The 14,460-nt window shown below is 70.3% G+C and carries 9 protein-coding genes; all 9 read right to left on the bottom strand.

The genetic code is table 11. The features are described 5' to 3' along the window. Positions 1-7: 7 nt before the first annotated feature. Complete coding sequence (mxcH, locus tag MEBOL_RS04700) at positions 8-2,473, bottom strand: TonB-dependent siderophore myxochelin receptor MxcH (RefSeq protein WP_245919458.1); 2,466 nt, start codon at positions 2,471-2,473, stop codon at positions 8-10. A 93-nt stretch (positions 2,474-2,566) separates the two neighbouring features. Continuing rightward, positions 2,567-3,913 (bottom strand): class II 3-deoxy-7-phosphoheptulonate synthase, encoded by a 1,347-nt coding sequence (locus MEBOL_RS04695; protein ID WP_095982585.1) that lies wholly within the window; start codon positions 3,911-3,913, stop codon positions 2,567-2,569. A 35-nt stretch (positions 3,914-3,948) separates the two neighbouring features. Then, positions 3,949-8,298: a myxochelin non-ribosomal peptide synthetase MxcG gene (gene mxcG, locus MEBOL_RS04690; RefSeq protein WP_095976283.1), complete on the bottom strand. Its 4,350-nt coding sequence runs from the start codon at positions 8,296-8,298 to the stop codon at positions 3,949-3,951. Positions 8,299-8,322: 24 nt separating this feature from the next. Beyond that, positions 8,323-9,231 carry an isochorismatase family protein gene (locus MEBOL_RS04685; RefSeq protein WP_095976282.1) on the bottom strand — a complete coding sequence of 303 codons (909 nt, stop codon included), beginning with the start codon at positions 9,229-9,231 and terminating at the stop codon, positions 8,323-8,325. A gap of 43 nt (positions 9,232-9,274) precedes the next feature. After that, positions 9,275-10,897 carry a (2,3-dihydroxybenzoyl)adenylate synthase gene (locus tag MEBOL_RS04680; protein WP_095976281.1) on the bottom strand — a complete coding sequence of 541 codons (1,623 nt, stop codon included), beginning with the start codon at positions 10,895-10,897 and terminating at the stop codon, positions 9,275-9,277. Beyond that, positions 10,894-12,096 carry an isochorismate synthase DhbC gene (dhbC, locus tag MEBOL_RS04675; protein ID WP_095976280.1) on the bottom strand — a complete coding sequence of 401 codons (1,203 nt, stop codon included), beginning with the start codon at positions 12,094-12,096 and terminating at the stop codon, positions 10,894-10,896. The genes MEBOL_RS04680 and dhbC overlap by 4 nt, the downstream gene beginning before the upstream one ends. 87 nt (positions 12,097-12,183) lie before the next feature. Next, on the bottom strand, positions 12,184-12,957 hold the full coding sequence (locus tag MEBOL_RS04670) for a 2,3-dihydro-2,3-dihydroxybenzoate dehydrogenase (RefSeq protein WP_095976279.1): 774 nt from the start codon (positions 12,955-12,957) through the stop codon (positions 12,184-12,186). Between the two features lie 262 nt (positions 12,958-13,219). After that, a complete protein-coding gene (locus MEBOL_RS04665; RefSeq protein WP_095976278.1) occupies positions 13,220-13,783 on the bottom strand; it encodes a ferritin-like domain-containing protein in 564 nt (187 codons plus the stop codon). A gap of 119 nt (positions 13,784-13,902) precedes the next feature. Further along, positions 13,903-14,451: a TlpA family protein disulfide reductase gene (locus MEBOL_RS04660; RefSeq protein WP_095976277.1), complete on the bottom strand. Its 549-nt coding sequence runs from the start codon at positions 14,449-14,451 to the stop codon at positions 13,903-13,905. Positions 14,452-14,460 lie beyond the last annotated feature (9 nt).

Genomic DNA, 14,460 nt, shown 5'->3' with positions numbered 1-14,460 from the left:
ACGGGGTTCAGTGCTCGACGATGAGCTTGGCGAAGACACTTCGTCCGGGGCGTTGCACCCCGAAGAAGTCGTAGGCGGGGGTGTCGGTCAGGTTCTGCACGTCGACCGTCCAGCCGAAGGTCAGGTTCTCGCGCCGGGTGACATAGGACAGCGCGAGCGAGTGCAGCAGTTGCGAGTCAATCACCTGCTTGGAGTCCACCGTGCCGGCCTTTTCCCAGGCGCGGAAGAACGCGTGGATGTAGCGCGCATGCCACGTCAGGGAGAGCTCGTCCCGGGCGCTCATCACGCCGCTCAATTGGAAGCGCGCGGTGCCATTGGCTTGCAGGTAGGGGCGGTTGGGGATGCGCTGACCCAGGAAGGTCGCGAAGTCGCCCTCGCGCGAGGTGTTGCGGAAGTCCTGCCAGGTGATGTTGCCATCGAGGGACAGGTACTGCCCCGGAGACGTCCACCCCGCCGCCCCGGCCACGCCCAGCGAGCGGGCCGCGTAGACGTTCTGGTAGGTGAAGTAGCTGTCCTTGCCGAGCAACAGGATGAGCTGATCCGCGAGGCGCCCGAAGCCCAGGACGTTGGCCCGGAACGCGCCCGCCCGGGTGGGAAGCCCCTCGTAGGAGAACTCCACGTTGAGGTTGTGGCTCCGCTCGGGATTCAGGTCGAGGTTGTCATCGATGAGGATGCCATCCCCGAAGATCTCGTCCGGACGGGGCAGGCGCGTGGCGTACTCATAGGACGCCTTCGCGTAAAGCTCCGGGAGCAGCCGGAAGCGCACACTGTCACCCACGCCCACGCCATGCAGGGTCCGGTCGAGCGGAACGAAGACCAGGCTGGGCAGGAGCTTCTGGGTCTGGGCGCGCTGGTAGTAGTCCTTGAGGAAGAGGACGTTCTCCAGGCGCTCCTCGAGGGCGTTGAAGGTGTATTCAACGCCGGTGACCAGGGAGGTGAGCTGCCTGTCGGCGGAGAGGGGATCCAACTCCCCGCGCGCTCTGAGTTGGCTGTCCCCGCCCGTGCGGCCGATGACGGTGGGGGCGAGCGACACGCGGAGCCGATGGCCACTGGAGAGGGTCCACCCCAGGTTGAGCCGCGCGAAGCCCGTGTGTTGGTTCACCCCGCGCTCGACGGCGCGCGACTCGATCTCCCCGGGCTGGGGCAGTTGAGTGACGCAGCGGCCGAACCAGTCGTAGGCACACGTGCCCAGGTCCTCGAAGTGCGTTCGCCGGAAGTTGTAGCCCACGATGCCGTCGGCCGTGACGCCGGGGCCGAAGAAGTGCTCGTAGCGCAGGATGGACCCGGCCGAGAACTCGCCGCTCGTCACCTCGCCGTAGGGCTGGGTCATGAAGACGTTGTTCTGGATCTCCTTGTCGGAGCCATTCACGAAGGCGCGCAGCAGCAGGCGCTGGGCCCAGGGCTTGTCCACGAAACCCGCCTCCACGCCCGCGCCCCAGGCCCGGTAGGCGTCATTGAATCGGTAGATGCGCGCGGGGACGGACTTGCCCAGGTCGTTGGCGACCTTGACGTCGATGGGGTAGTCGTTGCGCGTGCTGTCGATGAAGCCATTGGCGCGCACGAACAGCCCGCTCGGCTCGTGCAGGTGCCTCGCGGTGGCGGTGAGCCGGTGCGTGTCGAAGGAGCCCAGCTCGTAGGACGCGGCGGCGCCCGTCCCCGGGTTCACCTGTTGATCCGTCACGAGGTGGACGGCGCCTCCGAGCGCGTCCGTCCCGAAGCGGATGGGCACGACGCCCTGGTAGAGCTCCACCCGCTGCACGAGGTTGACGGGCACGTTGGACAACTCGGGTCCGAAGCCCGCGAGATCCAACGGCACGCCATCCACGAAGAAGCGGATCTGCTCATCCGTGAGCCCGGCGAGCGAGAAGCGCGACCGGCTGCCGAGCCCCCCCGAGCGGCGCACACCCACGCCCTCGCTGCGCGCCAGGGCCTCGCCCAGGTCGGCCGCCTCGCGCTGGATGGTCTCGGTCTCCACCACCTGGACCGCCTCGGCGGACTGGCGCCGCTGCCGCGCCAGGGAGGGGCCCTGCACCAGCACCTCGATGACGTCGTCCGGCCCGGGAACGGGCACGGGCGGCGGTGGAGGTGGCGCGGCGGCGCGAGGCGCTTCCTCGGGCAGACGGAACACGTAGGTGTAGACGAGGCGCGAGGGTTTCGCCTTCCCATCGCGCTTCGCGGGCGAGAAGCGCATTTCGAGCACCGCCTCGCGCGCCGCCTCGTCGAAGCCGTGGCCAATGGACTCCACCACCTCGGCCTCGGTGACGCGGCCTTCCTCGTCCAGGCGGATGCGCAGGGGAACCCGCGCCTCCAGCCGCTCCTGCTTGGCGCGCTCGGGGTAGCGCGCCTCGACGAAATTCAGGAGCCGTGGCGACTCGCGGGTGGGGGGGGCGGCCGGCGCCTCCTCCGCCCACACGCCACCGGCCATGCCCAGCCACGCGAGGACGACGAGCCCCCACGCCCCGCGACGCCCCAATCCGGTGAATCCCTGGATTATGAAAATGGTAATCATTCTCATTTTCGAGGCGGAATTAGGCGGGATCGGAGGCGCTGTCAAGCGGTTGGAGCCTCAAGCGGCCTGGGCGGGCGCGGGACGCAGGGTCTGGAGGTGTTCCGCCACGAGGAAGGCGAGCTGGAGGGCCTGGTCGGCGTTGAGCCGGGGGTCGCAGTGGGTGAGGTAGCGGCGCGACAGGTCGGCCTCGCTCACGGCACAGGCGCCACCCAGGCACTCGGTGACGTCCTGTCCCGTCATCTCCAGGTGCAGGCCGCCCGGGTGGACGCCCTCGGCGGTGGCCACCTGGGTGAAGGTGCGGACCTCCGACAGGATGCGCTCGAAGGGCCGGGTCTTGTAGCCATTGGCCGCCGTGTGCGTGTTGCCGTGCATGGGGTCGATGCTCCAGACGACGGGGCGGCCATCGCGCCGGGTCGCGGCCATCAGGCGGGGCAGACGCTCGGCGGCCTTGTCCGCGCCGAAGCGGCCGATGAGGACCAGCTTTCCGGGCACCGCCTGGGGATTGAGCACGTCCATGAGCCGCAGGAGTTCGTCCGGATCCATGCCGGGACCGCACTTGAGCCCGATGGGGTTCTGGATGCCGCGCATGAACTCCACGTGGCCTCCGTCGAGCTGCCGCGTGCGCTCGCCAATCCACAGCATGTGGGCCGAGGTGTCGTACCACTCGCCCGTCGCGGGCTCGAGGCGCGTCAGCGCTTCCTCCACGTTGAGCAGCAGGGCCTCGTGGCTGGTGTAGAAGTCGAGACGGTCCAGGCCCGTGTGCTGCTCCTCGGGGTTGCCCAGCAGCGAGCGCATGAAGCCGAGCGAGTCCTGGATGGGCGCGGCCAGCGGATGATCGATCTTCCAGTGACGGGGATCGCTCAGGGCCTCGTAGCCCTCCCGGGCGAAGGCGCGCACGAGCTCCAACGTGGCCGAGGACTGCTGGTGGGCCTTGAGCAGCCGTTCGGGATTTGGCGTGCGCTCCTGGGGGGTGAAGCCCATGCCGTTGATGTTGTCGCCGCGGTAGGCCGGCAGGGTGATGGCGCCCCGGGTCTCCACCGGGCTGGAGCGCGGCTTGGCGAACTGGCCGGCGATGCGGCCGATCTTCACCACGGGACGCCCCTTGGCGAAGGTCAGCACCACGGCCATCTGGAGCAGCAGCCGGAGCGTGTCGCGGACGTTGCCGGGCGTGAATTCCTGGAAGCTCTCCGCGCAGTCGCCGCCCTGCAGCAGGAACGCCTTGCCCTCGGCGACCTGTCCGAGCGCCGCGCGCAGGCGGCGCGTCTCCTCGGCGGACACCAGCGCGGGCAGGTGCGCCAGCTCCCGCTCGACCCGGGCGAGGGCCTGCGGATCCGGGTAGTCGGCGGGGATGTGTTTGACGGGCATGTTCCGCCAGGAACCAGGGGTCCAGTTTCGGTTCATCACGGGTGAGCCATTTTCGAGGTGCGGGCTGGAGGAGATCATGGTCGAGGCAGGAGGCCGTGTTTCACGCAATAATCGAGGTAGCGGTGCAGGAGCGCCCGGTCCGTGGGCGGACAGTGGATGCCACTGCCTTCCAGAGTGTGGGTCACCCGCTCGCAGCGGATGGGTCCCAGGCCGAAGGCGGCGTCCGCCGAGCCCGTGCGCAGATCGAAGAAGGCCAGCGTGGCGCTGTCAGCCGCGGTGGCCGTGTTCCGGGCCACGCGCGCGCGCCACTCGGGCAGGGGTTGCATGTCCAGCCGGTAGCCGTAGTCGCGCACCCAGCCGAACAGTTCATTCAGCCGGACCTCTGGCGTGGGGGTGAGGTTGAAGACCGGCCCGGGCCGGGTGCCCAGGGAGAGGCGCACGAGTGCCTTCGCCACGTAGTCCACCGGCGTCCAGGTTTCGCTGACCTCCATGTGGGGCAGCGCGCCCGTGGGAATGCCCGCGAGCAGGATGCGCCAGACCAGGTCCTGCGGATTGACGATCCCCGTGTCGGGTGCGCCCACCACGCGGCCCAACCGGTAGATGGCCACGGGAAGGCCCCGCTCGAAGGCCTGCTCCACCAGCCGTTCCGCGACCCACTTGCTCCGCTGGTAGCCGTCGCGCAACCCCGTGTGCAGGGGCACGAAGTCCTCGGTCACCTCGGGGCGCAGGTTCGCCTGCGGCGCCACCGCGAGCGTCGACACGTAGTGCAGGGGCTTGGGGCGTACGGCGGCCGCCAGCCTCAGCATCTCCTGCGTCCCCCGGACGTTGACCGCCCGCAGGCTGCCGTACTCGCGCACGACGCTGACCACCGCGGCATTGTGGTAGAGGGCGTCGCACTCGGCGGCCAGTCCGTGGAAGCGCGCGCTGTCCAGTCCCATCAGGGGTTGGGTCAGGTCCGCCGGGAGCGCGAGCACCCGCTCGGCGAGGCCCTGGGTGGAAAGCCCCTGGCCCGTCAGGGCGGCGCGAATCCGCTCCAGGCCGTGGGCTTCATCCCGGGCCCGTACCGGACACACCACCCGCGCGTCCGTCTGCCGCAGCAGTTGATCCAACAGGTGCGCGCCCACGAAGCCGGTGGCGCCCGTCAGCAGGACCTGCCGGAGCGGAGCCTGGCCCGTGGCCGGGGGCAGGCCTCGGGGAACGATGTCCTCGGCCAACACCGCGTCGGCGAGCATGGCGGGGGGCGGTCCTCCCGCCTCGGCTCCCGCGTCCTCTCCGTGCTCCAGGGCCTGGGCCAGTCCCGCGGCCGTCGGGTAGCGGAACACCGTGGCGACCGGCACGTCGCGGCCCAGGATGACCCCGAGCCGGTTGGCGACCTGGATGCTCTGCAGGGACTGCCCGCCCAGCTCGAAGAAGTCGTCCTGCGCCGAGACGCCGCTCACGCCCAGCACCTGCTCCCAGACGCGCAGCACCTCGCGCTCCAGCTCCGTGGCGGCCTCGAGGGCCGGGGTGGACTCCTCCGTCTCCGTCCACCGGCGAAGCTCGGCCCGGTCCAGCTTGCCCGTGCTGGTCCGGGGCAGCCGCTCGCGGAACACGAAGGCCCCCGGCACCATGGGCGCGGGCAGCGCTCCCAGCAGGGCCCGGCGCAGTTGGGCCGCCGTGGGGACGGGCTCGGTGGCGACGATGTGCGCGCACAGCCGCCGCGTTCCGCCCTCCAGCACCTGGCCCACCACCGCGGCCTCCTTCACGCCCGGCTGTCCCAGCAGCGCGGTCTCGACCTCGGTGGGATCGATCCGGTGCCCGCTGATCTTGAACTCATCGTCCACTCGGCCGACGAACACCAGTTGTCCGTCCTCGCGCAGCCGGGCGGTATCTCCCGTGCGGTAGGCGCGGGGCGCTCCGGGCAACTGCCGCAGCGAGGTGAAGCGCTTCGCGTCCAGCTCCGCGCGCCCCAGGTAGCCCCGGGCCAGTCCTCCGCCGAGCAGATACAGCTCGCCCTCGGTGCCCGGCGCGACGGGCCGTCCGTGCTTGTCGAGCAGCACCGCGCTCACGCCCGGCAGGGGACGCCCGATGGGGACCTCTTCGGAAGCTCCTTGCGCGGGGACATCGCTGAGCGTGGCGACGGTGGCCACCACGGTGGTCTCGGTGGGGCCGTAGGTGTTGAGCAACTGCACCCGGGAGCCCACGGCCGCGCGCCAGCGAGCGACCCGCTCGGGCAGCGCGGCTTCTCCACCGATAATGACGGTGCGCAGACAGGACGGCAGCGGGAGCGAGCCCGTGGAGACGCTGTAGGCCAGCTCGTGCCAGAACGCGGTGGGCAGATCCAACACGGTGATGCCGTGGGCGTCGCAGGCCTCGATGAGCCGGGGCACCGACTGGAGCATCTCGTCCGTGCGCAGCACCAGCCTCGCGCCCGCGCACAGGGTGAGGAAGATCTCCTCCACACTGGCGTCGAAGTGCAGGGGCGCGAACTGCAACACCCGGTCCTCCCGGCTCAGGCCGTAGCGCCAGGTCGCGCCCGCCACGAAGTGGGCCAGCGCTCCCCGGGAGATCTGCACGCCGTTGGGCTGACCCGTCGAGCCCGAGGTGTAGATGACATAGGCCAGACGCTCGTGCTCCGGGCGCTGGGGGTCCTCGACGGTGGGCTTCGCCGAGGCGGACCGCTCCTCGCGGCGCACGAGCAGGTTTCCGGGCGCCGGGGGAGCCGCCTTGGGCTCGGGCGGCTGCGCGGGCGTGATGAGCAACGCGGGCGAGGCATCGGCGAGGATGGCGGCGGTCCTGGCCTCGGGTCCGAACGGATCGAGCGGCAGATAGCCCGCGCCAGCGAACAGCACGCCGAGGCTCGCGACGATGGCGTCCAGGCTCCGGGGCACCATCACCGCCACGGGCGAGTCGGGACGCACGCCCTCCGCGACGAGCCGCGAGGACAAGGCGCGCGCCGCGTCGACCAGCTCGCGGTAGCTCATGCGCCAGGGGCCGTGCTCCACCGCGATGGCGTCCGGTTGTTCCCGGGCCCGCTCGCACAGCGACTCCAGGACGGGGTGCGCGGGAGCGGGCAGGGGTCCTCCCTCGAGCAGGGAGGCGGGGGCGGCCGCGCCGGTTCCGGTCGCGGCTCGCGTGTTCGTTCCTTGGAGCGCCGGAGCGATGGCCTCATGGGGCGAGGCCACCCACTTCTCCAGCAGGTGGAGGAACTCCCGCTGATGGGCGTCCAGTTCCTCGGCGCGGTAGCAGGCGGGGTTGGCGTCGAAGTCGACGCGGGGGCCCAGGCCATCGCTCCGGGCGTACACGCCGATGGAGAGGTCCTCGACGGGCCCGGCGGAGATGTTGTGCGCGATCGTCCGCAGGCCCGCGAAGCGCAGGCCGTAGTCGAACGGCATGATGTTGACCACGGGGCCGAACAGCCGGCGCTGTCCGCCCACCATCTTCAGGTCCCGGCGAAGTTGCTCGTAGCGGTAGCGCAGGTGGGGCCGGATGGCGCGCAGCTCCGAGGCCACGCCCTTGGCCAGCTCGAACAGGCCCAGCTCCGGGTGGACGGAGACGCGCAGGGGCACGATGTTCATCGCCATGCAGGGCACGCGCAGCGCGGCCGAGCCCAACCGGGACATCACGGGCAGGCCGAGCACCACCTCGGGGGCATCGGTCTTCCGGTGAATCCAGGCCGCCGTCGCCGCGAGCACGAGGTCCGGCCAGCTCACGCCCGCCTGCTTCGCGGCCGCGTGGAGCTTGTCGTTCTCCGCCGTGCCCAGGTGACGCGTCTGGCGCACGAAGCTCGAGGACATGGGGGCGGGCCGGGCCAGCGTCACGGGCGCGGGCGCGTCGGCGAGGTGTTCCATCCAGAAGGTCCGATCGAGCTCCCGCTGGGGACCGGACTGATAGGCGGCGTCCTCGTTCAGCACCGCGCGCAGCTGGCCGAACCCTCCAGTGAGGGGCTTTCCGGACGCCAGCGCCGTGTAGAGCTCCGCCACCCGCCGCGCGAGCAGGGAGAAGCCGAAGCCGTCCATCGCGATGTGATGGATGCGCTGGTACCAGAAGAAGCGCTCGGAGGAGGCCTTGAACAGGGCCTGGGTGAAGAGCGGCCCTTGCGTGAGGTCGACGGGCTGGGCCAGATCGGTCCGCATCCAGTCCCGCGCCGCGGTCCACGGGTCGGGCGTCTGGCTCACGTCCACCACGTGGGGCGTCCAGTCCGTCCGAGGCTCGAGGACCTGGACAGGTCCCCGCTCCCCCGGGAGGAACCGGACGTGCAGGGCCTCGGCTTCCGTGACGGCCCGCCGCACCGAGGTCTCGAAGAGCCCCACATCGAGCGGTCCGAGGATCTCGATGCACTCGCCCGCGTTGTACACCGGGCTCTGGAGGTCGAACTGCTGGCCCGACCAGATTCCGTGCTGGGCCGCCGACAGCGGCCAGACTGCATCCCGCGACTCACTCATGACTCGTTACCTTCTGGGATGGGTTCAACGCATCGTCACGGCGACGGGCGCACGGGAACTCGGCGAGAGCAGCGCGTACCAATCGGTCAGCGTCGGCTTCTCGGCCAGCTCCACGAAGGACACTTCCGCTCCGGTGCGCCGCCAGCGCTCCACCAGGCTCATGATGCGGATGGAGTCCATGCCCCGCTCGAGCAGGTTCTCGTCCTCGCCAATCTCCGAGGCCGTCTGCGCGAGCAGTTCGGCGACGTCCTGGCGCACCTGTTGAGGGCTGAGCGGCTGTCCGGCCTCCACGCTCGCGGGCCCCAGCAACTCGATGATGCCGTCCGTGGTGGCGGTGACGCCGCACAGCTTCGCCGCGTAGTCGAGCGCCAGTTGGTGCTGCTCCCGGGAGAAGTCTCCCAGGGCATCGGCGACCATGAATGGCTGCACGTCGCTCATGAAGGCATGGGTGGCCGTCTGCAGGCAGCCGATGTGCGCGTAGATGCCGGTGATGATGAGCTGATCGCGGCCCTGCTCACGCAGGACGTCCATCAGGGCGGTGTTGTGGAACGCGCTGTAGCGCCACTTGGTGAGGTGGATGTCGCCCGGAGCGGGCTGAAGCGCCTCGATGATCTGCTTCTGGTCCGGGCCGCCGTTGATGCCCGCGCCCCACATGTCCAGCTGGAGCCCGCGCTGCGAGGGCGTCTGTCCACCGGGCTGGGCCGAGAACACCACGGGGATGCCCAGGGCGGTGCAGTGGCCGCGCAGCCGCTGGATGTTGGCCACCAGCTCGTTCACCGGAGACTGGCCGGCGGTGAAGGCGCCCACGAAGTAGCGCTGCATGTCGTGGATGAGCAGCACCGAGCGCTTCGCCTCGGGAGTCCACGACACCTTGTTCTTGGGCAGGTCGGACGCGCTGGGCATGGAGTAGGGGGCAATGGCGGGAAGTGCCATGGGATGGCTCCTTTCAAGTCGAGGGAGGGAATGGCGTGGGGGTTCAGGTCCGGGGCGGCGCCGCGCGCACGAGCGCCGCGCGCAGGTCTTTCTTGCTGACCTTGCCGACGCCCGTCTGGGGGAAGGCATCGACGAATTCGATCCGATCCGGAATCTTGAAGGCCGCCAGTCCGCGCGAGCGCAGGAAGGCGGTGAGCGCGGCGGCGGTCGGCCGGGTGTCTCGCGGGATGACGAACGCGCAGGAGCGCTCCCCGAGGAAGGCGTCGGGCAGGGCCACCACGGCCGCGTTGTGGACGTTCGGGTGGGCGAGCAGGTGATTCTCGACCTCCTCGGCCGCGACCTTGTCGCCTCCCCGGTTGATTTGATCCTTCGCGCGGCCTTCCACCACCACGTCGCCCTCGGGCGTCAGGCGCACGAGGTCTCCCGTGCAATAGAAACCGTCGGCGGTGAAGGCCCGCGCGTTGTGGGCCTCGGCCCGGTAGTAGCCGCGGATGGTGTAGGGGCCTCGCGTCAGGAGCTGGCCCGTCTCCCCGGGCGCCACGTCCTGGCCGTCCTCGTCCACCACGCGGATTTCATCGTCCGGGGAGATGGGGCGGCCCTGGGTGGTGACGATGCGATCCTCGGGGTCGTCCAGCCGGGTGTAGTTGACCAGACCCTCGGCCATGCCGAACACCTGCTGGAGCGTGCAGCCCAGGGTGGGACGCACGCGCCGCGCGGCCTCGTTGCTGAGCCGGGCGCCTCCCACCTGGAGCACCCGCAGGCTGGACAGGTCATGGCGCTTCGCCTGGGTGGACTCCATCCAGATCATCGCCAGGGGAGGCACCAGCGCGGTGATCGTCACCCGCTCGCGGGCGATCAACGGAAAGCACTCGTCCGGGCTGGGGTTGGCGGCCATCACCACCGTGCCTCCCGCGTACAGCGTGCCGAGCGTGCCCGGCGAGCTGAGGGGGAAGTTGTGCGAGGCGGGCAGGGCGCACAGGTACACGCTCCGCTCGTCGAGCTGGCAGATCTCCACGCTGCCCCGCAGGCTGTAGATGTAGTCGTCGTGGGTGCGCGGGATGAGCTTGGGCACGCCGGTGCTGCCGCCGGACAACTGGAAGAAGGCCACGTCGTGGGGCGCCGGTCCGGACAGCGCGACGGGCTCGGTGTACAGGCCGCTCAGGGCGAGGTGCGGCCCCGCCTCTCCCGCGACGATGACATGGCGCAGACCCGGCACCGTGGCGCGGATCTGCTCGGCCAGCGCGCGGTAGTCGAAGCCCCCGTGCTTGTCCGGGATGATGTAGGCGACCGCCTGGGTGAACTCGCAGAAGTAGCCAATCTCCGCGGCGCGGTGGGCCGGCAGCGCGAACACCGGCAGCGCGCCCAGGCGGAACAGCGCGAAGCACACCTCGAGGAACGCGGCGATGTTGGGCAGTTGCACCACCACCCGGTCCCCGGCCTGGATGCCCAGGGCATGGAAGCCCGCGGCCAGCCGGTCCGCGCGGAGATCCAGCTCGCGGTAGCTCAGGCGCTCCCCGCCCGAGACGATCGCGGTGTGCTCTCCCTGGCGGGCGGCCCGGTCCCGCAGCATCTGGCCGAAGGTCTCTCCGCGCCAGTAGCCCGCCTGGCGGTAGCGCGTGGCGAACGCCTCGGGCCAGGTGGGGCAGCCCGGAAAGGACTCGCTCATGGCCGCACCTCGTGGCCCAGGCCCATGGCGTGGAGCATGGTGCGGAACTTCGCCTCCGTCTCCGCCAGCTCGGACTCGGGCGTCGAGCCGAGCACGATGCCCGCGCCCGCGAACAGCCGCAGCGTGCGCTCATCGGCCTCGGCGCAGCGGATGGTCACCGCCCACTGCCCGTCACCCGTCGCGTCGCACCAGCCCACCGTGCCCGTGTAGAAGCCGCGCTCGAACGGCTCGATGGAGCCGATGGCATCGTGCGCGAGCCGCGTCGGGTAGCCGCACACCGCGGGCGTGGGGTGCATCGCGGCCGCCAGCGTCAGCGAGGAGATGGACGGGTCCAACAGCTCGCCACTGATGCGGCTGGACAGGTGCCACATGGTGGGCGTGTGGATGAGCGAGGGGCCCTTGGGCACCTCCAGCGTCTTGCAGTACGGGCGCAGGGCCTCGGCGACGGCGTCGATCACCACCGCGTGCTCGTGCAGATCCTTGGGCGAGGCCATCAGCGCGGTGGCCCGGGCTTGATCCTCGACGGGGTCGGGGCTGCGCGCCGCCGAGCCCGCGAGCGGATTGGCGAGCACCTGCAATCCGGAGCGGGAGACCAGCAGCTCGGGGCTGGCGCCGATGAGCGTGCGGCGGCCCGTTCCCTCGTGGGCGGGCAGATCCACCGCGAAGGTATAGCCCGCGGCATTGCGCTGGGCGAGGTTGCGCAGCAGCTGGGTCAGGTCGATGGGCGTGGGGGTGTCCAGGTGCAGCGAGCGCGACAGCACCACCTTGCGCAAGGGGCTGCTGCGCATGAGCTCCAGCGCCTGGGCGACGCCGTGCAGGTAGGCGGCGGGCTCGGGCACGGGCCGCAGGGTGTAGCGGGCCTGGGACGTGACGCGCGGAGACGCCGCGTCGAACGCCAGGGAGCCCGCGCGCTGCATCGTCATGGGCACCACGAGCTGGGCGGGGAGCGCGCCGTCGAAGGGCACCGCGCCCACCACCACCGGGATGTCATGGGACGCGTCCCGGGCCTCGTTGAGCACCGCCGTCACGCGCTCGGGCAGCCGCCTCAGCGCGTCCGGGCCTTCCATCGGCGGCACGGTGGCGAAGGTGCCCCGCGCCAGCAGGGTCCGCTTGGGGGAAGCGAAGAAGAAGGACGAGCCCGCCTCGTAGCTGTCGAGCAACTGCGTGGCCAGCGTCTGCGCCATGGGACGTTCGGACATGTCGGTGACCTTCGTGTCGGGAAACGGAGCGCTCGCTCCGGTCCGACCCAGGGGAAAAGGAGGGGTGGATGAAGAGGTGCGGTGGGTCTAGACGCCGAGGGTGGCGCCGCCGTCGACACACAGGTCGTGCAGGGTGATGTGGCGGGCCCGCTCGGACACGAGGAACAACACGGCCTCGGCGATGTCGTCGGGGGTGGCGATGCGGCGCAGGGGAATCCCCACGCGGAAGGCCTCGGGCGCGCCCGCGATCACCGCGTTCGCGCCGTGCTCATCCGTCCACAGCGAGCGCTGCATGTCCGTGTCCGTGGAGCCCGGGGACACGACGTTGCAACGGATGCCGTGCCGGGCCAGCTCCAACCCCAGACACTTGGTGAACAGGGTGGTGGCGGCCTTGGAGGCGGCATAGGCGGCCATGTTCATCCGGGGCATGCCCGCGGCGTTCGAGCCCACGGTGACGATGACGCCTTCCTTGCGAGGCACCATGCGCCGGGCCACGGCGCGGCTGACGTGGAATACCCCGTGGGTGTTGACCGCGAAGGTGGCCGCCCAGTCCTCGTCGCTGAACGACACGACCGGACCCACCCGCAGCACTCCGGCCACGTTGACCAGGACGGAGATGGGCCCCAGGTCGCGTTCGATCCGCTCGACCGCCGCCTCCACCGCGGCGCTATCGCTCACGTCCGCGACGATGGCCTCCGCCCGGGCGCCCCGCGCTCGCAGCTCCGCCACCAACGCGGACAGCCCCTCCGCCTTCGTGTCGAGCGCCACGATCATGGCGTCTCCCGAGAGGGCGCGTGCCACCGCCGCCCCGATGCCCTGCGCGGCTCCCGTCACCAGGGCCACCTTCGTGCTCGCTCCCATGCGTCTCTTCTCCTGCCCAGCTCGCCGCCTGCTGGCCCCCCCACTCCCAAGCGGATGTCGTCGATATTGAGAATGGTTCTCATTATCGTTTTCTGAATGGTCTACTCCCATGGCTTGGGACCTCGTGTCAAGGGGCTGCCATGCGAAGACATGTCGCAAGAGAAGACCCTCCACGTTGCCTCGACCCTCGCCGCAAGAGGCAAGGGGAGACATCGGGAGGGTCCTTTCACGGCCTCCGGCACGGGGGGCCGGCGGGGAGATGCTAGCTGTTGAGCATCGGTTGACCCTGATGCGCGACGAGCAGGTCGTGCATGTCGTTGGCGTGCTCCTCTTCCTTGGCGAGGATTTCCTCGAGGAGCCGCCGGGTGGTCGGGTCATGGTTGGCGAAGTAGCGGATCATCTCCTGGTACGTCTGGACGGCGATGCGCTCGGCCACCAGATCCTCGCGGATCATGTCCACCAGGTTCTTGCCCTCGACGAACTGGCTCGCGCTGCGCGAGAGCAGCCCCTCGGGGTTGAAGTTGGCGGTGCCGCCGAGCTGATTGATGCGCTCGGCGAGCTGCATGGCGTGCTGCTGCTCCTCGCGCGCGTGCTCAGCGAACTCGGCCTTCACCGCTTCGCTCTGGATGCCTTGGGCGGAGATGTAGTGCGAGCTGTAGCGCAGCACGCAGACGAGCTCCGTGGCCAGCGCGTCGTTGAGCAGTTGGATGGCGACCTTGACGTCTCCCTCGTAGTCCTTGGTGACGGCGCCCTCTTCCAGGTGCTCGCGCGCCCGGCGGCGGATCTCGGAGATGTCGGTCAGGAATGGCTGTGTGTTGTGACCCATGGTGTCCTCTCGTGATGACGCTGGAGGGACATTGGTCATGGCGGCCCCGAACCCACATCCCTCGCCGCGTATTCGTGAGAGGAGGCCTGGATGACCGCTCGAACAGCGGGCGGCCAGGCTCACCACCACAAACGCCAGAGCATTCCGGGCAGGGTGGTGTACCCGATGACGGCCCGCTCGATGCGGCCCTCGGCGGAGACGAAGAAGGTGGTGGGGAACTGTTCGACGGCGTACGCGCGTGTCAGCGCTCCCCCGCCCAGCAGCACGGGGTAATCCACGTCGTGCTCCCGGACGAAGCGGCGCACGTCCGCTTCGTCGTCGTAGGCCACCGCCACGGACAGCACCCGGGCCGAGCCGCCCACCGTGCCCTGGAGCTGGGACAGGGTGGAGGACTCGGCCTTGCACACCCCGCACCAGGGCGCCCAGAAGGCGAGCACCACGGGTTGGCCGCGAAGCTCGGCCAGGCGCACGGTGTCGCCGGACAGCGTGCGCAGGGTGAAGTCCGGCGCGGGCGCGCCCACGGGCAGGCGGCGCGTCTGCCAGGTGGCCACGGCCCCGAAGACGAGCGCGAACAGGAGGAGATCCAGCCCGAGTCGGCTCCACCACCTGTGGCGCGCCTGGCGCCAGAGGTGCTTCACGCGCGCGCCCATCTGTCCCGGGGTCTTCATTCCAACCGG

The sequence above is a fragment of the Melittangium boletus DSM 14713 genome (assembly GCF_002305855.1).
In the GTDB taxonomy this organism is placed as follows: domain Bacteria; phylum Myxococcota; class Myxococcia; order Myxococcales; family Myxococcaceae; genus Cystobacter; species Cystobacter boletus.
The sequence above is the reverse complement of the archived record's forward strand: the minus strand, read 5'-3'. Positions and strand labels throughout refer to the sequence as shown.